The 24,209-nt window shown below is 74.3% G+C and carries 13 protein-coding genes; 10 read left to right on the top strand and 3 right to left on the bottom strand.

Annotated elements, in window-relative coordinates:
- Window positions 1–344: 344 nt before the first annotated feature.
- From ACFVSN_RS43440 to ACFVSN_RS43410, 7 genes are all read left to right on the top strand, one after another.
- A complete protein-coding gene (locus ACFVSN_RS43440) occupies window positions 345–9,692 on the top strand; it encodes an amino acid adenylation domain-containing protein (protein WP_387959019.1) in 9,348 nt (3,115 codons plus the stop codon).
- Complete coding sequence (locus ACFVSN_RS43435) at window positions 9,679–11,379, top strand: phytoene desaturase family protein (protein ID WP_387597097.1); 1,701 nt, start codon at window positions 9,679–9,681, stop codon at window positions 11,377–11,379. The genes ACFVSN_RS43440 and ACFVSN_RS43435 overlap by 14 nt, the downstream gene beginning before the upstream one ends.
- Window positions 11,380–11,399: 20 nt before the next feature.
- Window positions 11,400–13,040: a phytoene desaturase family protein gene (locus ACFVSN_RS43430; RefSeq protein ID WP_387959056.1), complete on the top strand. Its 1,641-nt coding sequence runs from the start codon at window positions 11,400–11,402 to the stop codon at window positions 13,038–13,040.
- Between the two features lie 37 nt (window positions 13,041–13,077).
- Window positions 13,078–14,136, top strand: a complete 1,059-nt coding sequence (locus ACFVSN_RS43425; RefSeq protein WP_387959016.1) for an MDR family NADP-dependent oxidoreductase — start codon at window positions 13,078–13,080, stop codon at window positions 14,134–14,136.
- Between the two features lie 116 nt (window positions 14,137–14,252).
- Entirely contained in the window at window positions 14,253–15,554 is a 1,302-nt protein-coding gene (locus ACFVSN_RS43420) for a hypothetical protein (protein WP_387959014.1), read from the top strand.
- 24 nt (window positions 15,555–15,578) lie between these two features.
- Window positions 15,579–16,826: an AAA family ATPase gene (locus ACFVSN_RS43415; RefSeq protein ID WP_387959012.1), complete on the top strand. Its 1,248-nt coding sequence runs from the start codon at window positions 15,579–15,581 to the stop codon at window positions 16,824–16,826.
- Window positions 16,823–18,064, top strand: coding sequence for a VWA-like domain-containing protein (locus tag ACFVSN_RS43410; protein ID WP_387959009.1), 1,242 nt, complete (start codon window positions 16,823–16,825; stop codon window positions 18,062–18,064). The genes ACFVSN_RS43415 and ACFVSN_RS43410 overlap by 4 nt, the downstream gene beginning before the upstream one ends.
- Here the strand turns inward: ACFVSN_RS43410 and ACFVSN_RS43405 are convergent.
- Entirely contained in the window at window positions 18,010–18,576 is a 567-nt protein-coding gene (locus ACFVSN_RS43405) for a winged helix-turn-helix transcriptional regulator (protein WP_380436438.1), read from the bottom strand. The genes ACFVSN_RS43410 and ACFVSN_RS43405 overlap by 55 nt on opposite strands.
- Window positions 18,577–18,771: 195 nt before the next feature.
- Between ACFVSN_RS43405 and ACFVSN_RS43400 the strand changes: the two genes are divergently transcribed.
- The gene (locus tag ACFVSN_RS43400; protein ID WP_380436440.1) at window positions 18,772–19,527 is read left to right on the top strand and encodes a methyltransferase domain-containing protein; all 756 of its coding nucleotides are present in this window, start codon (window positions 18,772–18,774) and stop codon (window positions 19,525–19,527) included.
- 64 nt (window positions 19,528–19,591) lie between these two features.
- Here the strand turns inward: ACFVSN_RS43400 and ACFVSN_RS43395 are convergent, their stop codons facing one another.
- On the bottom strand, window positions 19,592–20,176 hold the full coding sequence (locus ACFVSN_RS43395) for a class F sortase (protein WP_380436442.1): 585 nt from the start codon (window positions 20,174–20,176) through the stop codon (window positions 19,592–19,594).
- A gap of 83 nt (window positions 20,177–20,259) precedes the next feature.
- The gene (locus ACFVSN_RS43390; RefSeq protein ID WP_387597116.1) at window positions 20,260–21,873 is read right to left on the bottom strand and encodes an ADP-ribosyltransferase domain-containing protein; all 1,614 of its coding nucleotides are present in this window, start codon (window positions 21,871–21,873) and stop codon (window positions 20,260–20,262) included.
- A gap of 216 nt (window positions 21,874–22,089) precedes the next feature.
- Here ACFVSN_RS43390 and ACFVSN_RS43385 point away from each other — a divergent pair, with 216 nt between their 5' ends.
- Together ACFVSN_RS43385 and ACFVSN_RS43380 are read left to right on the top strand one after the other, a co-directional pair.
- A complete protein-coding gene (locus tag ACFVSN_RS43385; protein WP_380506609.1) occupies window positions 22,090–22,764 on the top strand; it encodes a macro domain-containing protein in 675 nt (224 codons plus the stop codon).
- Between the two features lie 101 nt (window positions 22,765–22,865).
- Window positions 22,866–24,086, top strand: a complete 1,221-nt coding sequence (locus tag ACFVSN_RS43380; RefSeq protein WP_380436448.1) for a cytochrome P450 — start codon at window positions 22,866–22,868, stop codon at window positions 24,084–24,086.
- Window positions 24,087–24,209: the final 123 nt, after the last annotated feature.

Raw genomic sequence — 24,209 nt, 5'->3', positions numbered from 1 at the left:
GAAGATCGTCAAAGACGCTCTGGAATATTCCGCCATTCGTGTAATCCGCACGTCGAATCAGCTTCGTAGTGGGTGCCTCCGGCTAGCATCACTGGCGTTTCCGTTCGTCCGCCATCGAAAAGCCTGGGAGCGCGTGCTGTCCGCCATTGCCCGTCGGGTCAGATGTCCGCTTCCACCCGTCTCTGCCGGATTATTCGAGGCGTGATAAATCACGCTGTGCCCGCCGGTAGCAGTGATCGGATTTTCTTAGGAATCGGATTTCCATAGGACCGCGTGTTCGCAGTCGAAACGAGTTTCTCCGTCCAGGGAATTCGTGAACGCGAACCGAACCCCCGGATTGGACCATGACCTCCTCGCCCCTCGACGTGCCCAGCGAACGGATCGCGATCACCGGGATCGGCTGCCGCCTGCCCGGCCACGCCAACGACCACCGGTCGTACTGGCGCAACCTGCTGGCGGGCCGGGACTGTCTCGTCCCGACGCCGGCCGACCGCTACGACGTCGCGTCGCTGGGCAGCCGGGACCGGGCCAAACCGGGGCGGCTGATCGGCGGCCGGGGCGGGTACATCGACGGCTTCGACACCTTCGACCCGGAGTTCTTCGCCATCAGCCCGCGCGAGGCCGCCTACATGGACCCGCAGCAGCGCAAGCTGCTGGAGGTCACCTGGGAGGCGCTGGAGGACGGCGGGCAGCGGCCGTCGGAGCTCGCGGGCCGGGACGTCGGGGTGTACGTCGGCGCGTTCACCCTGGACTACAAGATCCTCCAGTTCGCCGACCTCGGCTTCGAGACGCTCGCCGCGCACACCGCCACCGGCACCATGATGACGATGGTGTCGAACCGGATCTCGCACTGCTTCGACTTCCGCGGCCCGAGCGTCTCGATCGACACCGCGTGCAGCTCCTCGCTGGTCGCGGTGCACCTGGCCTGCCAGAGCCTGCTCCGCGGCGAGACCGAACTCGCCCTGGCCGGCGGCACGTTGCTGCACATGGCGCCGCAGTACACGATCGGCGAGACGAAGGGCGGGTTCCTCTCGGCGGACGGCCGCTCGCGGGCCTTCGACGCCGCCGCCGACGGGTACGTGCGGGCCGAGGGCGTCGGCGTGGTGGTGCTCCGCCGGCTGTCGGACGCGCTGCGCGACGGCGACCCGGTGCACGCGGTGATCATCGGCAGCGGCGTCAACCAGGACGGCCGCACCAACGGCATCACCGTGCCGCGGGCGGACGCCCAGGTCACGCTGATCGAGCGGGTGTGCGCCGAGGCCGGGGTGCGGCCCGGCGGCCTGCAGTACGTCGAGGCGCACGGCACCTCGACCCCGGTCGGCGACCCGATCGAGGCCAATGCGCTCGGCCGGGTGCTCGCGGTCGGGCGGCGGCCGGGGGAACGCTGCTACGTCGGCTCGGTCAAGACCAACATCGGGCACGCCGAGTCCGCCGCCGGAGTGGCCGGGCTGATCAAGACGGCGCTGGCGCTCGAGCACCGGCGGATCCCGCCGCACATCAACCTGGAGCGGCCGAACCCCGACATCGACCTCGACGCGCTGCCGTTCGAGATCCCGCGCACCGCCGTCGACTGGCCCGAACACGAGGGGCCGGCGCGGGCGGGGGTCAACTCCTTCGGCTTCGGCGGCACCAACGCGCACGTCCTGCTGGAGGAGCCGCCGCCGCGCGAGCCCGTCGCCCCGGATCCCGCGGCACTGCCCGCGCCGGCGTGCACGGTGCTACCGCTGAGCGCCCGCGACGCGGCCGCACTGCCCGAGCTGGCCGCCGGCATCCGCCGTGAACTCGCCGACGGCACGGACCTCGTGGACCTCGCGCACACCCTCGCGCACCGGCGCGAGCACCTGCCCGAGCGCCTCGCCGTCGCGTACGCCTCCCGGGAGTCCCTGGACGAGGCGCTGGCCGCGTACGAGCGCGGCGAACCGCACCCCCGGGTGGTCCAGGGGCGGGCCCGCGAGCGCCGACAGCGCCGGTTGGCCTGGGTGTTCACCGGCATGGGGCCGCAGTGGTGGGCGATGGGTCGCGGGCTGTATGCGAGCGAGCCGGTCTACCGCGAGGCGGTCGACGCGTGCGACCGGGAGATCCGCGCGCAGGCCGGGTGGTCGCTGCTCGACGAACTCGCCCGCGGCGAGGACGAGTCGCGGATGGCCGAGACCTGGCTCGCGCAGACCGCCAACTTCGCTCTCCAGGTCGGTCTTTCGGCGCTGTGGCGGAGCCGCGGCCTGCGGCCGGACGCGGTCGTCGGGCACAGCACCGGCGAGGTCGCCGCGTTCCACGAGGCCGGGGTGTACGACCTGGCCGACGCCGTCACGGTGGTGCTGCACCGCAGCCGCCTCCAGCATCGCCTCGCCGGGACGGGCACGATGCTCGCCGTCGGCCTGCCGGAGGCCGACGCGGAGCGCCGGATCCGCCCGCACCGCGAGCGGGTGTCGCTGGCGGCCGTGAACGGACCGAGCGCGGTCACCCTCGCGGGCGACGCCGACGCGCTCGGCGCCCTCGCCGAGGAACTGCGGCAGGAGCGGGTGTTCGCGAAGTTCCTGGACGTCGAAGTCCCCTACCACAGCGTGCGGATGGACCCGATCCGCGAGGAGCTGCTGACGGCGCTCGCGGGCATCAAGCCGCGCGCGGCGCAGGTCCCGCTCTACCTGACCGCCGACGACGGCCGCGCCCTCGGGCCCGAGCTCGACGCCGCGTACTGGTGGCGCAACGTCCGCCACCCGGTGCGCTTCAAGGCCGCCGTCGAGCTGATGGCCGAGGACGGGTACGGGCTGTACCTGGAGGTCGGCCCGCACCCGGTGCTCGGCCACGCGATCCGCGAGTGCCTGGCGGACCGCGACCCGGACGTCCGCGCGCTGCCCTCCGTCCGCCGCCGCGAGGACGAGCCCGAGCGCGTCGCCCGCACCCTCGCCGAGCTGCACACCCTCGGGGTGGAGCCGTCCTGGGCGGCCCTCCACCCGGCCGGCCGCCCGGTGCCGCTGCCCTGCTACCCGTGGCGGCGCGACCGGTACTGGGCCGAGCCGAAGCCGGTCGAGCAGGTCCGGCGCGGCGAGTCGGACCACCCGCTGCTCGGCCGCCGGACCGCCGCCGCGCAACCGACCTGGGAGATCGCGCTCGACGTCGAGAAGCTGCCGTACCTGTCCGACCACCGCATCGAGGGCAGCGCGGTGTTCCCGGCCGCGGGCTACCTGGAGATGGCCGCCCAGGCCGTCCGGACGCTGACCGGCGGGACGGACGCGGTGCTCGCCGACGTCGACCTCGCCCGGGCGCTGGTGCTCTCCGACGCGGAGCCCACCAGGGCGCAGTTCTCCTTCCTCCCGGACGACGGCCGGTTCGGCGTCGCGTCGCTGCCCGCCGGCGGCGACCCGGTGGTGCACGCGAGCGGCCGGATCCGCACCGGCCAGCGCCGCGCCCACGGGCCCGCGCTCGACGCCGACGCCGACGCCGTCCGCGCGCGCGGCACCCGTCACGGGAAGGCCGACTGCTACCGCGCGCTGGCCGCCCGGGGCTACCACTACGGCCCCGCCTTCCAGGCCGTCGACGAGGTGTGGACGGCACCCGGCGAGGCGCTCGCCCGGATCAGCCCCACGGTCGAGGACGCCGCCGGCCACCACGTGCACCCGGTGCTGCTCGACGCGTGCTTCCAGACGCTCCTCGCCGCCCAGGTGCTCCAGGGCGACGGCGACGGCGTGCGGCTGCCGGTGTCGATCGGCGAGGTGCGCCTCGGCCCGGTCGGCGACCAGCCGGTCTGGGCCCACGCGACCGTCACCCGCGACACCGGGGACGAGCTCCTCGGCGACCTCGCCGTGTACGCCGAGGACGGTGCCCCGCTCGGCCGGATCACCGGCTTCCGCGTCGCCGACGTCGCCCGCGCCGCCTCCTCCGTGGGCCTCGTCACCATCGATGGCTGGCTCACCGAACTCGCCTGGGTGGAGGCACAGGAGTCCGAGGAGGTGCAGGGGCCCGAGGAGGCCGGGGAGTCCGAGGAGACCGACGCCGGAGGCCTCGTCCTGCTCGCCGACGCGGGCGGCCTCGCCGAACGCCTGGCCGCCCGGGCGGGGGAGCGCGGCATCCGCTGCCACCTCGTGCGGCCCGGCGACGGCTACCGGCACACCCCCGAAGGCTCCACCGTCCGCCCCGGGGCGGCCGAGGACTTCACCCGCCTCCTCGCCGACCTCGACCCCGCGTTCCGCACCGTCGCCCACCTCTGGAACCTCGACCAGCCCCGCCTGGACGACTCCCTCCACACCGACCTCGACCGCCTGGCCGGCCTCGGCGCCTACTCGCTCGTCGCCCTCGCCCAGGCCCTGCCCGCCGCGCGACCGGACGGACGGCTGCACATCGTCACCCGCGGCACCCAGGCCACCGGCCCCGACGACCGCGTCGAACCGCTCGGCGCCCCCGCCTGGGGCCTCGGCCGGGTGCTGTGGCAACAGGAACTCGTCGCCCAGCGCGGCACGTTGATCGACCTGGACGGTGCCACCGGGCACGGAAGGCCGATCGGCCTCGACGCCCCCACGGACCTGCTCGACGAGGTCGACGCGCTGCTGCGCGAACTGACCGCGTCGGCCGCGCACGGCGAGCAGGAGATCGCCCTGCGCGGCGGCCGCCGCCTCACCAGCCGGCTGCGCCCCGCCGAGGGGCTCACCAAGCCGCTGCCGCTGAGCCTGCGGCCCGACGGCAGCTACCTCGTCACGGGGGCGTTCGGCGCCCTCGGCCGGCTGCTGTGCCGCACCCTCGTGCGGCGCGGCGCCCGGCGGCTGATCCTGCTCGGCCGCACCGCCCTGCCCGAGCGCGACCAGTGGCGGCACACCGAACCCGACAGTCCGGCCGGTGCCCGCATCGCCTTCCTGCGCGAGCTGGAGGCACTCGGCGCCGAGGCCCTCGTGGCGCCCGTGGACGTCACCGACGAGACCGCCCTCGGCGCCTGGCTCGCCGACTACCGGGACCGCCAACTCCCGCCCGTCCGGGGCGCGTTCCACCTCGCCGGACAGGTCCGCGACACCCTGCTCCCGCAGATGGACCGCGCGGCCTTCGACGCCGGCTACCTGCCCAAGGTGGCCGGCGGCCACCTCCTGCACCGGCTGCTCCGCGACGAACCGCTCGACCACTTCGTGCTGTTCGCCTCCGTCGCCTCCCTGCTCACCACCGCCGGACAGACCAACTACGCGGCGGGCAACGCCTTCCTCGACGCGCTCGCCCACCACCGCCGCGCCGACGGCCTGCCCGCGATCAGCCTCGACTGGGGCCCGTGGGCCACCGGCATGATCGAGGAGCTCGGCCTCGTCGCCCACTACCGGGACGCCCGCGGCATGAGCTCGCTCCCGCCCGAGGCCGGCACCGCCGTCCTGGAACGGGTGATCGGGCAGGACCGGGCCCAGCTGCTCGTCGCGACCGTCGTCGACTGGCCGGTCTTCCTCGCCTGGTACCCCGCGCCGCCGCCGCTCGTCGCCGACCTCGCGGCCGGCGCCGCCGAACCCGCCCAGGCCGAGACCGGCGGCCTCCTGGCCGCCTTCCGCGCCGCCGACCCGGCGGGCCGCCGTGCCTTGGTCGCCGAGCGCTTCGCCGCCGCCGTCGCCGCGGTGCTGCGGATCGGCGCCGAGCGGATCGACGAGGACACCCGGCTCGGCGCGCACGGCCTGGACTCGCTGCTCGCCATGGAGCTGCGCGCCCGCGTCCTCGGCGAACTCGGCGTCGCGCTGCCGGTGGTGGCCCTGCTGAGCAACGGCCCGGCCGGCGAACTGCTGGACCTCCTGCACGACGGCCTCGCCGCCCTGGCCGCCGACGACGGCACGGCCGCGCGCGCGGCCGTCGACCTGCACACCGACGAGCGGTGCTACCCGCTCACCCACAACCAGAAGGCGCTCTGGTTCCTCAAGCAGCTCCACCCCGACGGCTTCGCCTACAACATCGGCGGCGCCGTCGAGGTCCGCACCGCGATCGACCCCGGCCTGTTCGCCGAGGCCTTCCGCGCCGTCGTCGCCCGCCACCCCGCGCTGCGCGCCGCCTTCACCGCGGAGGAGGGCCGCCCGGTGCAGCGGATCCGGGACGAGGCCGTCGTCGACACGGCACTGGTCGACGTCGAGGGACGGCCCTGGGCGGAGGTCCGGGACCTGATCGTCGCGGAGTACCGCAAGCCGTACGACCTGGAGCGCGACCCGCTGGTGCGGCTGCGGATGTTCCGGCGCGGGCCGGAGCACTGGGTGCTGATGAAGGCCGTCCACCACATCGTGTCGGACGCGATCTCGACGTTCACCTTCATCGAGGAGCTGTTCGAGGTCTACGAGGCGCTGACGGCGGGCCGCACGCCCGAGCTGCCGCCGGTGCCCGCCCGCTACCTCGACTTCCTCAACCACCAGAACCGCTTCCTGGCCGGTCCCGAGGCCCGCCGGATGCTCGACTACTGGCGCGGCCACCTGCCCGCTGAGGTGCCGATCCTCAGCCTGCCCACCGACCGGCCCCGGCCGGCCGTGCAGACGCACAACGGCGCGTCGGTCTTCTTCCAGCTGGACGCCGAGCTCAGTGCGCGTGTGCACGAGCTGGCCCGCGCGCACAACGCCACGCCGTTCATGGTCCTGCTGAGCGCCTACTACCTGCTGCTGAACCGCTGGTCCGGGCAGGAGGACATCATCGTCGGCAGCCCGGTGACCGGGCGCACGCAAGAGGAATTCGCCTCCGTCTACGGGTACTTCGTCAACCCGCTGCCGCTGCACGTGAGCCTGGCCGGGGAGCCGACGGTCGCCGAGCTGCTGGGGCGGGTCCGGGAGACGGTGCTCGGCGGGCTGGACAACCAGGAGTACCCGTTCGTGCTGCTGGTCGAGCAGTTGGGGCTCCAGCACGACCCCAGCCGCTCGGCGGTGTTCCAGGCGATGTTCATCCTGCTCACCCACAAGGTCGCCGTCGAGCGCGACGGCTACCGCCTCGACTACATCGAACTGCCCGAGGAGGAGGGACAGTTCGATCTGACGCTCTCCGCCTACGAGGAGGCGGCGGACGGCTGCTTCCACTGCGTGTTCAAGTACAACTCCGACCTCTTCGACGCCCCGACCGTCGAGCGGATGGCCGGGCACTACCGCAACCTCGTGGACGCCATGACGCGCGCCGCCGCCGAGCGGCCCACCGACCGGCTGCCGATGCTCGGCGCGGACGAACGGCGGCTCGTGCTCACCGAGTTCAGCGGCGCCGGACGCGTCCTGGACCACGACGTGCCGCTGCCCGACCTGTTCGCCAAGGCCGCCGCCGAACACCCCGAGGCCGTCGCCGTGGTGGCGCCCGGCCGCACGGGGCCAGCCGAGGCGCGGCGGCTCACCTACGCGGAGCTCGACCACCGCTCCCAGCGGGCCGCCCTGCGGCTGCGCGAACTCGGCGTGCGGGAGGGCTCGGTGGTGGCGGTCTGCCTGGCCAAGTCGCCCGAGCTGATCGGCACGCTGCTCGCGGTCTGGCGGGCGGGCGCCGCCTACCTGCCGCTCGACCCCGGGCACCCGGCCGACCGCCTCGCCTACCAGGTCGCCGACGCGGGCGCCGTCCTCGTCGTCGTCGACCAGGAGCTCCCGGCCCCGGCGGGGCTGCCCGTCCCGCTGGTGACCCTGGAGGACCTCGCGGGGCCGGCGGCCGAGGACGCCCCGCTGCCCGGCACCGACCCGGACCGGCCCGCGTACGTGATCCACACCTCCGGCTCGACCGGCCGCCCGAAGGCCGTCCGGGTGGCCCACCGCAGCCTCGCCGCGGTCGCCGCGGGCTGGCGGGCCGAGTACCGGCTGGACACCGACGTCCGGGTGCACCTGCAGATGGCCGGCGTCTCCTTCGACGTCTTCACCGGCGACCTCGCCCGGGCGCTCGGCTCGGGCGGCACGCTCGTCCTGGTCGACCGCGAGCTGCTCTTCGACCCCGCCCGGCTGTACCGGACGATGCGCGAAGAGGCCGTCGACGGCGGTGAGTTCGTCCCGGCGGTCGCCCGCGCCCTGCTCGCCCACTGCGAACGCGAGGGCCTGCGGCTGGACTTCCTGCGGCTGCTGGTCGTCGGCTCGGACCTCTGGAAGGCCGGCGAGCACGCCCGGCTGAGCGCCCTGTGCGGCCCGCGGACCCGGGTGGTCAACTCCTACGGCCTGACCGAGGCCAGCGTGGACAGCACCTACTTCGAGGGGCCGGTGGACGCCCTGGAACCGGGCCGGATGGTGCCCATCGGGCGGCCGTTCCCCAACAGCGCGCTCTACATCCTCGACCGCCACGGCGAGCCGGTGCCGCCGGGCGTCCCCGGCGAACTGTGGATCGGCGGGGCGGGCGTGGCCGACGGGTACCCGAACGACCCCGGGCAGACCGCCGAGCGCTTCACCACCCTCGACCTGGACGGGCCGGTCCGGCTCTACCGCACCGGCGACCTCGGCCACTGGGACGCCGGGGGCACCGCGCACCTGCTCGGCCGGATCGACAACCAGGTGAAGGTGCGCGGCCACCGGATCGAACTCGGCGAGGTCGAGGCCCAGTTGGCCGACCGGCCGGAGCTAGCGCAAGTGTGTGTGACGATCCGTCAGGACGTGGCGGGCGAGGCCGTCCTGTGCGCGTACTGCGTCCCGGCGGAGGGTTCCGTGCTGGACCGCGGCGAGCTGCGGCGCCACCTGTCCGAGCGGCTTCCCACCTTCATGATCCCGTCCTGGTTCACCGAACTGCCCGCCCTGCCACTGACGTCGAGCGGCAAGGTCGACCTCGCCGCGCTGCCGGAACCGCGCGTCGAGGCCGGCGGCGACCGGCACGAGCCCCCGGTCACGCTCTACGAGACCCGGATGGCCGCCCACTGGGAGGCGCTGCTCGGGGTGGACGGGGTCGGCCTGCGGGACGACTTCTTCGAACTCGGCGGCAGCTCCATCCGGTTGATCGAGCTCATCCACCACCTGCGGACCGAGTTCAACATCGCCGTCCCGGTCGGCCGCCTCTTCGCGGTCACCACCCTGCACGGCATGGCGCGCGCCGTCGAGCAGATCATCACCGGCGAGGCGGCGGGCGGCGAGCCCCACCTGTGGTTCAACCGGGACGCGCCGCCCGAGCGGACGGTGTTCTGCTTCCCGCCCGCCGGCGGGCACGGCCTGGTCTACCGCCAGCTCGCCGCGCACTTGCCCGGCCACCGGATCGCCGCCTTCAACTACCTCTCCGGGGACGACAAGGCGGCCCGGTACGCGGACCTCGTCGAGGCGCTGCACGAGGACGGCCCGTACGCCCTGCTCGGCTACTCGCTCGGCGGCAACCTCGCCTTCGAGGTGGCCAGGGAGCTGGAGCGGCGCGGCCGCGCGGTGAGCGCCGTCGTCGTCCTGGACTCCTACCGGATCACGGAGGCCTACGCGCTCGGCGAGGAGCACCTCGCCGCGTTCGAGCGGGAGCTCCGCGAGCACCTGCACCGGCACACCGGGTCGACGATCGTCGCCCAGGAGACCCTCGAACAGGCCCGGGACTACCTGGAGTTCTGCAGCCGCACGCCCAACACCGGCACCGTCGCCGCCCCGCTCACCGTGGTCTGCGACCGCGAGCAGGTGGTCCTCCACACGGGCGGGTCAGGTGGCTCCTGGCAGGGCGCCTCCACCGCCGGCACCGCGGTGCTCGGCGGGCACGGCACCCACGCCGAGATGATGGACGGCGAATTCGCGGCCCGGAACGCCGAGTTGGCGGGCACGATCCTGGCCGGAGGCGGCGCCGATGGCCACGCCTGACCGCGGCCCGGACTGGACCGCCCGGGAGCGCCCTCCCGGCGGCCCGCCCCGGGTGATCGTCATCGGCGCGGGCATCGCGGGCCTCGCCACCGGCTGCTACGCGCAGATGAGCGGCATGGAGACGCGCATCTTCGAGAAGCACGTGCTGCCCGGCGGCTGCTGCACCGCGTGGTCCCGCGACGGCTACCTCTTCGACTACTGCATCGACTGGCTGATCGGCACCGCACCGGGCGCCGGCGGCCACCAGGTGTGGCGCGAACTCGGTGCGCTGGACGGCAAGTCGGTGACCGAGTTCGACGTCTTCAACCGCGTCGTCGACGAGCACGGCCGGGCCGTCACCTTCTACAACGACCCCGACCGGCTCGAACGGCACCTGCTGGAGACCTCCCCGGCCGACGCGCCGCTGATCCGCTCCTTCTGCAAGGACTTCCGCCGCTTCGCCGCGCTCGACCTGCCCTGGGAGGTGACGCCCCCGCCACTGCGGACGGCGGCCCAGCGCCTGCGCACCGCGCGCGCCGTCCTGCCCGCGTTCCGGCTGTTCTGGCGCACCGCGACCACCCCGATGCGGGGCTTCGCCGACCGCTTCCAGGACCCGCTGCTCCGGCGGGCCCTGCCCAACATGTTCCTCCAGGAGCCGGCCGGGTTCCCGCTGCTGCCGTACCTGTACACGCTGGCCGCCGCGCACAACGGCAACGCCGGTTTCCCGCAGGGCGGTTCGCTCGGCCTGGCCCGTTCGGTGGAGGAGCGCTACACCTCGCTCGGCGGGGTGGTCGGCTACCGCCGCCGGGTCGAGCGGATCCTGGTCGAGGACGGCCGGGCGGTCGGGGTGCGGCTGCGGGACGGCAGCACGCACTACGCCGACCACGTGGTGTCCGCGTGCGACGGCCCGACCACCGTCGACCGCCTGCTGGAGGGCCGCTGGACGAGCCCGACGGCGGACCGGCTCTACCACGAACTCCTCGACAGCCCGGGCAACTTGTACCCGGCCGCCGTCTCGGTCTTCGTCGGCGTCGACGGCCCGCTGCCGCCCGGCGGGGCGCACAGCACGACGTACCTGCTCACCCCCGAGGAGGGCGCCCGGCTGCCCGGCGCGCTCCAGGACAGCCTCGTGGTGCAGCTGCGTTCGCGCTACGGCGACGGGTTCGCGCCGCCGGGCAAGTCGATCCTGCACTGCATGTACTTCAGCGACCACGCCTCGTGGAAGGCGCTCCGCGCGGCCGACCGCCGGGCGTACCGCGCGAGGAAGCAGGAAGTCGCCGACTTCGTCCGGGAGTTCCTGGAGCGGACGCACCCGGGGCTGGCGGGCCGGATCGAGCTGCTCACCGTGGCCTCGCCCGTCACGACCGAGCGGTTCACCGGCAACACCTACGGCAGCATCCTCGCCTGGCAGGCGTTCTCCGACGCCGAGGACGCCGCCAACCGGCTGGTCAACAAGGACCGCATGCGGCTGCCGGGGCTGAGCGGCTTCTCGATGGCGGGCCAGTGGGTCGGCATGGGCGGCCTGATCCGGGCGGCCACCAGCGGGCGGTTCGCCGTCCAGTACCTCTGCCGGGAACTCGGCCTGGAGTTCCGGGCCTGGCCCAGCGACGACCAGGAGCCCTGGCACCCCGGCAAGTGGGGCCGGGTGCCGCGGCTCGGCCGGGCGGACCTCGGGGCCGTGGAGACGACCGTGGGAGCGGCGGAATGAGTTCGACGACCAGGCCGGACATGGTGATCGTCGGAGGCGGCCTCAGCGGCCTGTCCACCGGTTGCTACGGCCAGATGAACGGCTACCGCACCAAGGTGCTGGAGATGCACGAGATCCCCGGCGGCTGCTGCACCGGCTGGGAGCGCGGCGACTTCACGTTCGACCCCACCATCAGCTGGCTGCTCGGCAGCGGTCCGGGCAACGAGATGCACCAGATCTGGCTGGAGCTGGGCGCCCTCCAGGGCAAGCGGATGCGCAACTTCGACGCCTTCAACGTCGTGCGCGGGCGGGACGGCCGGGCGGTCTACTTCTACTCCGACCCGGACCGGCTGGAGGCGCACCTGCTCGGCCTCTCGCCGGCCGACGCCCGCCCGATCAGGCAGTTCTGCGGGGACCTGCGCCGGTTCCGCCGCTGCCTCACGCTCTACCCGTTCCTCAGCCCGGTCGGGCTGATGAGCCGCTGGGCGCGGTACCGGATGCTGGCGTCGTTCGTCCCGTACTTCAACCTCATCCGCCGCTCGCTCGGCGTCCTCATGTCGGACTACTCGCAGCGCTTCCAGGACCCCTTGCTGCGCGAGGCGTTCAACTTCATCCTCTACGAGAAGCACCCCAACTTCCCGGTGCTGCCGTTCTACTTCCAGCTGGCCGCCCACGAGGGCCTGTCGGCCGGGGTGCCGGAGGGAGGTTCGCTCGGGCTGGCGCGCTCGATCGAGGACCGTTACCAGCGGCTCGGCGGCGAACTGCTGTGCAACACCAAGGTGGTGGAGATCCTCGTCGAGGACGACCGCGCGGTGGGGGTGCGGCTGAGCGACGGCACCGAGATCCCGGCGGACGTCGTGGTGTCGGCCTGCGACGGCCGGGCGACGGTGATGGACCTGCTCAAGGGCCGCTACCTGAACGACACGTACCGCCGCCTCTACACCGAGTGCATCGACCAGCGGGACCAGGTCTTCCCCGGCTACGTCGCCGTCTTCCTCGGCCTGCGCGAGCCGTTCCCGGTCGGCGACCCGTGCACGACGTACCTGCTCGACGAGGACCTCGCCGGGCGGCTCACCGGGATCCGGCACCCGAGCATCAACATCCAGTTCCGCAGCCGCCACTACCCGGAGCTCTCCCCGGCCGGCACCGGCGTCGTGTTCGCGAGCTACTTCAGCGACATCGCCCCCTGGCGGGCGCTGAGCACCGGCCCCGAGCAGGCCGCCCGGATCCGCCGCGGCGAGGAGCTGCACACCCTGCCGGTCGGGCGCGGCCGGGAGTACCAGCGGGAGAAGCGGCGGGTGCGCGACGCCGTCATCGAGCTGCTCGAACGCCACCACCCCGGCATCCGGTCCGCGATCACCGTCAAGGACGTGTCGACCCCGCTGACCCAGCTGCGCTACACCGGCAACTACGACGGCTCGGTGCTCGGCTGGCAGCCCTTCGTGGAGAGCGGCGAGACCATGGAGGAGGAGATCAAGCGCAACGGCCCGGTGCTGCCCGGCCTGCGCGACTTCTACCTCTCCGGGGTGTGGGCCACCACCGGCGGGCTGATCCGGGCCGCCGCCTCCGGCCGGCACGTCATGCAGTTCATCTGCCACGACGAGGGCCGCCCGTTCACCGCTTCGGTGGACGACATCGCCCCGCCGCCCACCCATCTCGTCGACCGTGTCGGTCGGTTCTGAGTTCTTCGGTCGGTTCTGAGTTCTGAGGAGCACACCTGTGGTTCGGATCGAGAAGTGGATCGTCCGCGAGCACGTCGAGGGCGTACCGGACGTCGAGCGGACGTACGAGAAGGTGGTCGAGGACGTCGAGGTCCGGCTGGCCCCGGACGAGATGCTGTTCCGCACCCGGTACGTCTCGGTGGACCCGTACCTCCACGGGATCACCCTGGACACGCCCATCGGCGACCACGCGGGCGGCGACTCCGTCATGGAGGTGGTCGAGGCGGGGCCGCGGGCGCGGTTCGCCGTCGGCGACCTGGTGCACGGCTTCGGCGGCTGGCGCAGCCACGTCATCGGGACGGGCGCCGCGACGCCGTGGCAGACCGGGACGTTCCCGATGGTCTTCCCCGAGTACCGGCTGCTCGACCCCGCGCACTACGACGAGGCGCTGCCGCTGTCGACGGTGCTCGGCGTGCTGGGCGGCTCGGGCATGACGGCGTGGGCGACGGTGACGAAGTTCCTGGACGTCCGGCCCGGGGACACCGTCGTGGTCGGCGGCGCCTCCGGCTCGGTCGGCTCGCTGGTCGGCCAGCTGGCGCGGCTGCGCGGCGCCCGGGTGGTGGGCACGACCGGCTCGCCCGCCAAGGTGGCCCGGCTGAGCGGGCTCGGCTTCGACGCGGTCGTGCTGTACCGCGACGGGGACGACCCCGAGCGGCTGCGCGAGGACCTGGCCAAGGCGGCGCCGGCCGGCGTCGACCGGTACTTCGACAACCTCGGCGGGACGCTGACCGACGTCGTGTTCACGATGCTGAACATCGACAGCCGGGTCGCGGTGTGCTGGCAGTGGGCCAGCCAGGTCGGCGGGGACTGGACCGGGCCGCGGCTGCTGCCGATGATCATGTTCCCACGGACGACGATCCGCGGGATCTTCGCGCCGGAGTGGTTCACCGACGAGAACTGGGCGGGCCTGCGAGAGGAGGTGGGCGGCCTGGTGCGCCGGGGCGAGATCGCCTACGAGCAGACCGTGCACCGCGGCTTCGACAGCATCCCGGCCGCCTACCGGAGCCTGTACACGGACCGGGCGGCCAGCCGGGGCAAGGTGCTCGTCGAGCTGTGAACGGGTTGTCCCGGGGAAGGCGTTGGCGGATCAGCGGCCGTGCGGCTATGCTCCCCGGCGATGACGACTCACTCCTCTCTCAGGATGGAGGTCCCGTCCGCGCAAGGTGAGTGCTGATGGCCACTCACTCCGCGAACCGGGATCCCCGTCTCCTCCGCTGGCTGCGCGTGCGCGAGTTCGCCGTGCCGCCCACCATGATCGAGTCCGCGACCGCCCGCCGCCGCACCGGCGACTGGGCCGGGGCGTGCGCCGCCGCGCGGCTCGACGTCGACCTCGACCTCAAGACCGCCGCCCGTACCCACGGCCGTGCGTTCGTCGAGCAACTCCGCGCCGACCTCCGTAGGTTGGCGCCCGACCTGCTGCGCTGGCACCTGCCCAGGACCGCTCCGGACGGGCTGCTGCGGGCCGGCCTGACCGTCCCGCTCGCCCGGTACGCCGGCACCGGGCGCGACGGGCGGAGCCCCGTGCACCTGGTGGTCCGCACCCCGCCCGCGTGGGCGGACGGCGGCCAGCGGATCAGCCTCGCGCTGTGGTCCGACGGCGCGGACGCGGGCGCGCATCCGCATCCGCGGCCGAGCCGCCGCTACCGGCTCGACCTGCACCGGCACCTCTGGGACGCCGACCGCGCAGGCGAGTTGGGCGCGCGCGGCGGCGACGGCGCGGCGCAGCCGGTGCATCCGGCCGTGCCGCCGGGCCTGCCGTGCGCCGTCGACCGCTGGGCGGCGGAGGCGCGCGTCCTGCTGGCGGCCGACGGGCTGCCGGCGGGCCCCGTCGCCGTCCGGCTCGGGGGCCGCCACCGGCTCGTCCTCGGCGTCGACGGCACGCCGGCGCCCGGCGTGACGGACGGGCTGCCGGTGCTGCCCGACGCGGCGACGTGGATCCCGCCGGACGTGGAACTGCTGCGCGCCGGGCTCGTCGAGCCCGACCGGCTGCACCCGCTGGTGGCCGCCGCCCTGGTGGCCGGTCACGTCCCGGCGGCCCGGATGCGGCCCCCCGACGGGCCGCGGTTCGTCGACTGCCGGGGCTCCCGGCACCGGATCGGGCTGGTGGACGGGGTGTTGGCCGCGCTCGACCACGACCCCGAGGAGATCCGCCGCGAGGAGCTGCTCGTCGGCCTCGGGGGCCCGCCCCTGCCGTGCCTGCGGGCGATCGACCTCACCCACAGGAGCCCGGCCGGGCTCGACGGCGTCCGTGAACTCCTGGACCACGGCGACACCGCCGGGGCCCTCGCCGTCGTCGAGGAACTGCTCGGCCCGGCCGCCGTGCTGCGCGACGGACCGCTGCGGGACGAACTGGAGGCCGCGGCGCAGCGCCGGATCGCGTACGGCCTCTACCGCGCCGGCCTGACCGGCGGTCACTGCCCGTCCAGGCCCCGTCCCCTCCACTCCTGGTGCTCGCGGCACAGCCGCTGCTACTGACCCTCGGTCAAAAAGGTGATCCCCATGGCTCTTTCCGTCCTGCCCGAAAACTCCGAACTCACCGTCGCCGCGGACCTGTTGGCACTCCTTGCCGACACCGCCACCGAACTCCGCCCGGACGACCAGCTGGAGGCCCTGACCCTCGCCGTGGCCGCCGACCTCCCCGTGCTCCTCTGGGGCGAGCCCGGCATCGGCAAGACCGCCGCCCTCACCCAGCTCGCCACCTCCCTCGACCTCCCGCTCACCACCGTGATCGCAAGCGTCCACGAGCCCTCCGACTTCTCCGGACTGCCGATCGTCGGCGACGACCCCGCCGAACAGGGCGTCCCGCTGGCCCCGCCGGACTGGGCGGTGCGCCTCGTCCGGGCCGGGCGCGGGCTGCTGTTCCTCGACGAGCTGTCCACCGCGCCGCCCGCCGTGCAGGCCGCGCTGCTCCGGCTGGTCCTGGAGCGCCGCATCGGCGCCCTCCAACTCCCGCCCGGTGTGCGGATCGTGGCCGCCGCCAACCCGCGTTCCTCGGCCGCCGACGGCTGGGAGCTGAGCCCGCCGCTCGCCAACCGCTTCGTCCACCTCCAGTGGGTCCACGACCACGAGGTCGTCGTCCGCGGCCTCGGCGGCACCTGGCCGCGCGCCACCCTGCCGAGCCTCGACCGGGCCGCTCTCCCCGAGGCGGTGGCCTTCGCCCGGCGCGCCGTCTGCGGGCTGCTCGCCGCCCGTCCCAAGCTCGTCCACCAGCTGCCGAGCAGCGAGGCCCGCCGCGGCGGCGCCTGGCCGTCCCCGCGCAGCTGGGACATGGCGCTGCGCCTGATCGCCTTCGCCACGGCCGCCGGCTCCTCGCGGGACGTCCTGTCGCTGCTCGTGCGCGGCACCGTCGGGGACGGCCCCGGGCTGGAACTCCTCGCGAGCATCGACCGGATGGACCTGCCGGACCCGGAGGACCTCCTCGCCGACCCGGCCGCCGCCGTCCTGCCCGAGCGCGGCGACCTGCGCCAGGCCGTCCTCGACGGTGTCGTGGCCGCCGTCCGCAACCGGGCGACGCGCGAACGCTGGGACGCGGCCTGGACGTTGCTCGTCCGCGCGATGGAGACCGGCGCCCCGGACGTCGTGGTCGTCCCCGCCACCACGCTCGCCTCGCTGCGCCGCGACGACTGGGACGTGCCGGCCGCGATCGACCGGCTCGCCGGGGCGGTGACGCTGTCCCGGCGCGCGGACGCGGCGGCGGGCCGGGTGGCGGACCGGGTGGCGGCGCTCGCGGGCAAGGGCGGCCGGTGACGGCGACGGTGAGCGCGGCCGCCCTCGGCCTCGACGTCGACAAGCTCTTCGCCGCCCGCCTGATGGCCGCCCGGGCCCGCCCCTACCTGGCGACGGCGCTGTTCGCCCTGCACGTGGCGGAGTCGCGGGACGTGCCCACGATGGCCGTCGACGCCCACTGGCGCTGCTACGTCTCCCCGGGCTTCGTCGCCCGGACACCGGTCGAGGACCTCGCCGGGGTGTGGGTGCACGAGGTGTCGCACCTCCTGCGCGACCACCACGGGCGCAGCGCGCGCTACGCGAAGCGGCACGGGCTGACCGGCCCGGCGGAGCAGCTGCGGATGAACATCGCGGCCGACTGCGAGATCAACGACGACGTCTACGGCGACGGCCTCGTGTGCCCCGAGGGAGCCGTCGTCCCGGTGGACCTGGAGCTGCCGGCGGGCGAACTGATGGAGGACTACCTCGGGCGGTTCCGGATCGGGCAGCTCACCGAGCACCTGGCCTGGCTCGACTGCGGCAGCGGCGTCGACGGCCGGCCGCGCCCGTGGGACCTGGGCCCGGACGGCGCCCACGGGCTCAGCCGGCAGGAGCGGGACGCGGTGCGCTTCCGGGTGGCCGAGGGCATCGCGGGCCGGCCGGGGAACGCCCCGGAGGGCTGGCGGCGCTGGGCCGAGGAGGCGTTCCACCCGCCGCAGCCGTGGCGGGAGCTGCTCGGTGCGGCGGTCCGCTCGGCGGCCTCGGGCGGCGGTGTGGGCCAGGACTACTCGTACGGCCGCCCGGCCCGGCGCTCGGTGAGCCTGCCCGGGATCGTCCTGCCGAGCCTGCGCCGCCGTCCGCCCCGGGTGGCGGTGGTGGTGGACACCTCGGGGTCGGTCAGCGACGCCGAACTGGGCAGCGCCCTGCTGGAGGTCGCGGCGATCGCCCGCGCGGTAGGCGGTCGGCGGGACCTGGTGACGGTGCTCTCCTGCGACGCGGCCGTGGGGACGGTGCACCCGCTGTGCAAGGCCGAGGGCATCCCGCTGATCGGCGGGGGCGGCACGGACATGCGGGAGGGGTTCACGGCGGCGCTGCGCACGCGGCCCGACGTCATCGTGGCGCTGACGGACGGCCAGACGCCGTGGCCGTCGACCAAGCCGCCGTGCCGGACGGTCGTCGGGCTGTTCCCCCGGGGCACCCCGAGGTGGGCGGAGAAGGACCCGGACTACGAGCCCCCGCCCGGGCCTCCCGCCTGGGCGCGGGTGGTGACGATCGGGTGAGCCGCGTCGTCCCGGCCGCGGGCGGCGAGCAGCGGACCGAGGGCGCGGGTGCCCGGACCGGTCCGGCCGCCGGGGCCGGGGAGCGCGGTGGTGTTGGCGGCGGTGACCGGTTCTCCGCAGTTCCCGCAGGCCATGACGGGGGTGGCGGCGTGGCCGCAGTCCAGGTGGCGGACGCGGGCCGGCGGTCCCGCCTCGCCCGCGTACCAGCGGTCGCCCCAGTTCATCAGGGCGAGCAGGACGGCGTGCAGGTCGGCGCCCTTCTCGGTGGCGCGGTAGTGCTCGCGCGGCGGGTGGTCCTGGTAGCGCTCGCGGACGAGCACGCCCTCGTCGACCAGCCGGGCGAGCCGGGCGGCCAGGGTCTTGCGGGAGATGCCCAGGTCGTGCGCCAGGTCGTCGAAGCGGCCGATGCCCGCGAGGACGTCCCGCATGATCAGGGCCGTCCAGGCGTCGCCGAACAGGTCGGTGGCGCGCGCGATCGAGCAGGCGACGTCGGCGAGGGAGGTGCGGGTCATGGCGGCCAGCCTAGACCGGTTCCTGGGTTCCCTGAGGGAACCTGTCCCTGTTAGGTTTCCTCAGGGAACGCAACATTGACTCCGGGTCAGGACTCCGGCTCCGGGGCAGGACCCCGACTCCGGGTCAGGGCCCGACCTCCATCCGGGGGCCGGGTCCGGCACCGGGCCCGGACCCGAGCAGTTAGGAGCATCGCCATGGGCACCACCCCGCACATCGAGCTCGACTCAGCGCACCCCGGTGCCATCGACGGCCGGCACATCCGCGCCCTCGCCTTCCAGGCCGTCCGCACGGCGTACCTCGCCGAGGTCGCCCCGGACGGCGGCGGGCGTCCGGCCCTGGTCGTCGGCGGCGGTCGCGGCCTGCCCGCCGCCGCACTCGCCCGCCTCGGCTACCGGGTGACCGCCGTCGACCCGTCCCCGGTGGCCACCGCGGCGGCGCGGGCAGCCCACGCGCGGGACGGGCTGGCGATCGCCGACGAGACCGCAACCGCCGAGGAACTGCCGTTTTCCGACGGGGAGTTCGACCTCGTCTACGTCGCGGACACCTTCGAGGTCACCGCCGACCTCGACCGCGTCCTCGGGCACACCGCCCGTGTCCTGCGCCCCGGCGGCACCCTCGTCTACGACACCGTCAACCGGACGCCGCTCGCGCGGCTGGTCTACCTCGGCGCGTTCCAGGCCCTCCCGATGACCCGCATCATGCCCCCGGGCCGCTACGCCGCCGACCGGCTGCGCACCCCGGCCGAACTGACCGCGGCCCTGGCCCGCCACGGCCTGCGCAACCAGGACGTCCGGGAGTTCAAGCCGCGCGACCCGCGCGCGCTCGTCCGGGCGATCCGTGCCCGCAGGGCCGGGCGGATCACCGACGACGAGATCCCGCCGCTGGTCGACTTCGTCCTCGCGGCGGGCGCCCGGCCGTTGGTCACGTACCTCGGGCACGCGCGGAGGTGAGCGCCGCCCGGTCGTGCGCGGCCCGGTCGTGCGCGGCCGTGGTGAGGCCGTCGCCCCGGTGGTGTCAGTCCGTCTCGGCCAGGTGGGCGTAGATGACGATGTCGCCGTGGGCGCCGGTGGCGTCGCCGTCGCAGGTGACCAGCCGCAGTTGGGCGTCGGCCGCCGCGGCGTAGGCGCGGTCGTCCGGGAAGCCGGCCTTCGTGTCGGCCTGGACGGCGTCGACCGCGAACCGGGCGGTGTGCCGGTCGGCGCGGGTGATGTCGATCAGGTCGCCCCGGTGCAGCGTGCCCAGCCGCCGGAACACCGCGGGGCCCTGACGGGTGTCGACGTGCCCGAGCACGACGGCCGTGCCGACCTGGCCGGGGGAGACGCCGTCGTGGTACCAGCCGGCCAGGTTCCGGTCGGTCTCGGACGGCGGCTCCAGGTGCCCCCGGCCGTCGAGCCCGACCCCCGCGACCGGCGCGTCCACGCCGATCCGGGGGATCCGGATCCGCGTCGGCGCGGCCGGGCCGAGCCCCTCGGGAGCGGGCCGGTCCGCGGCCGCCGGGGCCCGGTCCGTGGCGTCCGTCGCGGGCCCGCACGCCGCCAGCCCGCCGCCGACGGCGAGCACGAGCACCCATCGGCCGACCGCCCGTCGCCCCTGGTTCATGATCCGCATCCGGACAGACAACCGCGCCGACCGCCCCGCCGCACGGCGACGCGCCCATGACCGCGATTGGCTCGCGCTCCGACTCAGGACACCAGCGGCTCCTCCTCCACCTCCGTCAGGCGGACGGTGCACAGGCCGCCGCGCTCGGCCTTCACCTCCGTCACCTTCAGCTGCGTGCCCGGCAGGAGGATGAACTCCTCCTCTCCCGTGAACGACGAGAAGTCGCGGATGCCCACCGCCCGGGCCGGAACCACCTCGAAGAGCGTCCGCTTCCCGCGGCTGCCGAGGAACGACCGGGCCACGCCGAGCTCGGAGGTGCACGAGGAGACGCCCCACCACGTCACCGTCCGCCCGAGCGGGTACTGGGCGCGGAGGTCCAGCGGCACCCCGCGCCACAGCGGCGCGGTGCGCGCCGGCAGCCCGGACACCGCCGCGAACAGCAGGCGCAGGTAGGGGAGGTACGGCACGACCTTCGCACGGTCGGGGGAGCGCAGGACGGCGTTGATCTCGCGGTAGAACGCCGACTCGCACGTGTAGAGGTACAGCGCGGCGATCGCGTCGGCGGAGAGCCCCCGGCCCGCGTCGGCGTCCGCCCGCCGCTTGCCGAACTCGTGCGAGCGCTCGACGTGCCCGCCCAGGCCGCGCAGCAGCTCGGCGACCGGGCCGACGGCGTCCCGGAAGTCCATCAGGGGCGTGTCGAACACCCCGGTGATCGCCGGGAGTTCGAGGCCCTCGTCCTTCACGCTCGCGAGGCGTTCGAGGTACAGCTGGTGCAGTTCCATCGTGGACGCGATGAACGCGCCCATGCGCTCGGCGACGCCGTCGTCCGCCTGGCCGCCCTCGGCCGCCTGCTGGTTCCAGCCCTTGCTCGGCAGCCAGTCGACCTCGTCGAGGCCGAGCGAGGCGAGGGCGGCGTTCACCGTGCCGAAGTGCTCGTCGTCGCAGAAGATGTCCCCCTGCGCGGCCGGGTTGGCGTGGTCGATGTGCCGGACCTCGACACCGGGGTACTTCTTCTCCAGCCGCTGCACGACCCGCTTCAGGCTGCGCGCGTGCGCGCCCCACCACGCGAAGACGACGGCGCGGTCCTCCTCGGCGGCCTGCTGCTTCGCGCTGAGGATCTCCTCGACGATCCGCTCCGCCACCGGCCGCCAGAACGCGGTGTGCCGGTCGGGGCCCGCCCCGCCGCTGCTGCTCGCCGTCAGGGCCGCGTTGAGCAGCAGCACGCCCTGGGTGAGCATCGCCTGGAACCACTCCGGCGGCTGGACGGTGTCCCGCTCCTTCAGCAGCGCGCGTATGTCGGCGATCGGCGTCTTCTTGGGGATGCCGTACTTCCACATCGCCGCGGCCTTGATGATGCAGCGGATGCTGACGACCCGGCCGAACTGGCTGTCCTTCCAGTCGTGGAAGGTGTTGTCGAACATCGCGATGCCGGTGGCGCTCTCCGGCCGGGGGTACGGGTTCTGGCCGAAGACCACCACCTTCCACTGGTGCGGCGCGTTGGGCTTGAGCGCCTGGAAGGTCAGCTCGCGGACCGGCACGACCTCGGGGGCGCGGTTCGGGCCGATGAAGGAGGCCGCGTCCGGCTGCGCCTCGATGACCGGCTTGAGCAGCGGCAGCCAGGGCTCGCCGCCGCCCTTGAACAGGTCGGCGAGGGCGAGCGGGTCGTTCGGGTCGGGCTGGGCGGTGGCTTCGCTCATGGCGGCACAACTCCTGGGTTCTCACGCGGTGCTGACGTCGGGAAGTCGCTGCCGACAGTACGAGGACCCACCGACAACGGCGCCGGCCGGGTTTGTCGGTGCGGCGCGCTAGCTTCGAGTCCGTTGGAAGAACGCGACGACGAAGCCGTCGACGAACGCGATGACGAACGCGATGACCAACGAGATGACGAACGCGATCCCGATCGGAGCACGCCCATGGACCGCACGCAGCCGCCGCTCAGGGTGGTACTGACCGACCTCAACTCGACCGTGGTGCGGGCGTGGCGGGCCGCCTTCGCCGACACGCCCGGGGTCGAGATCCGCACCGGCTCGATCCTCGACGAGAAGGTCGACGCCTGGGTCAGCCCCACCAACTCCCGCGGCCGGATGGACGGCGGCACCGACGCCGCCGTCAAGCGCCACCTCGGCGCCGGCATCCAGCTGCGCGTCCAGCGCGCGATACGCACCGGCTTCGCCGGTCACCTCCCGGTGGGCGCCGCGGTGTGCGTGCCGTCCGGGGCGGAGCACCCGAAGTTCCTGATCTCCGCCCCCACGATGGAGGAGTCCTCGCAGAACGTCAGCGAGACGCTCAACGTGGCCCTCGCGTGCGCCGCCGCGTTCCAGGCGGTCCACCAGCAGAACCGCAAGGCCCCCGGCAGCATCCGCTCCGTCGCCCTGGTGGGCATGGGCGCGCAGACCGGGCGCGTCCCCGCCCGGGTGTGCGCCAACCTGATGTGGACGGGCCACACCCTCTTCCACGACCACGACTTCGAGGACTACGCGGACCTGCGCACCACGGTCCTCGCCCAGCTCGACGACATCGAGAACGCCCCGGTCGACCGGCCCGTCCGCCTCACCCCACCGGCCCCCACCAGGCGCCGCACCCGCTGAGACCGTCGGGCCTCCGGCTTCAGAACCGCCTTACCCCGGCGGCGGAGAATCCGGGGGCTTCGGCCGAGAGCCGGCCGTCACCCGAGGGTTCTGGGGATCGAATGACCAGTGAGACGACGGGCGCAGCGACGGGCGTGGAGACGCTGCCGGACTTCCCGATGACGCGCGGCTGCCCCTACCACCCGCCGGCCGGCTACGGGCGGCTGAGGGAGGCCGGTCCGGTGGCCCGGGTCCGGCTGTTCGACGGCCGGACGGCCTGGGTGGTCACCGGGTACGAGGAGGCGCGGCGACTGCTGATCGATCCGCGGCTCTCCTCCGACCGGGCGCGCCCGGACTTCCCGGTGCTCGTGCCGAGGATGGCGGCGGCGAAGCTCACGGCGCTGGTGGGCATGGACCCGCCGGAGCACGACGTGCAGCGGCGCATGCTGATCCCCAGTTTCACCGTGAAGCGGGTGAACGGCCTCCGGCCGGCGATCCGGCGGATCGTCGGGGAGCGGATCGACGCCATGCTGGCGAAGGAGCGGCCGCAGGCGGACCTCGTCCAGGAGTTCGCGCTGCCGGTGCCGTCCACCGTCATCTGCGAGCTGCTCGGTGTCCCGTACGCCGACCACGAGTTCTTCGAGGAGCAGACCCGCCGCATGGTGCTGGCCAGCAGCACGGCGGAGGAGGCGGCCGCGGCGAGCGCCGCACTGATGGCGTACTTCGACGAGCTGATCTCGGTGAAGCAGGCGCGACCGGGGGAGGGGCTGCTCGACGAACTGATCGCGGACCGCCTCGCCACCGGTGAGCTGGGGCGGACCGAACTGACCTCGATCGCGATGTTCATGCTCGTCGCCGGGCACGAGACGACCGCGAACATGCTCGCGCTCAGCGTCCTGACGCTGCTGGTGCACCCGGAGCAGCTGGCCCTGCTCCGGGCCGACGAGGGCGCCGCCGCGGGTGCGGTCGAGGAGCTGCTCAGGTTCCTCTCCGTCGCGGACGAGCTGCAGCGGGTGGCGGCCGCGGACATCGAGATCGGCGGTGTCGTCATCCGCGAGGGCGAGGGGGTCTACCTGCCGAACGCGGCGGCCAACCGGTCCGCGGAGGTCTTCTCCGACCCCGACCGCCTCGACATCCGCCGGGCCGACCGGCGCCACCTGGCGTTCGGCTACGGCGTCCACCAGTGCATCGGGCAGAACCTGGCACGTGCCGAGCTGGAGATCGCGCTGTACGAACTGGCGGTCCGGATACCGGGCCTGCGGCCGACGGAGCCGGTCGAGGCGCTCGCCGTCAAGCCGGGCGGCTCCGTGCAGGGGGTCTACCGGCTGCCCGTCGCCTGGTAGTCGCGAACGGTACCGGAAGGGCCGTGGTGGGGGCGGGCGCGGCGCCCCGCCCCCCCCCGCGTTGGGGGAGGGCCCCCCCCGCGGCGGCACCCCGGAGGTGTACACCGCGGCGGGGGTGGGGTG

The organism is Kitasatospora sp. NPDC057904, from assembly GCF_042887925.1.
Taxonomy (GTDB): domain Bacteria; phylum Actinomycetota; class Actinomycetes; order Streptomycetales; family Streptomycetaceae; genus Kitasatospora.
Note: the sequence above shows the minus strand (reverse complement) of the source record. Positions and strands in the feature narration are given on the sequence as shown.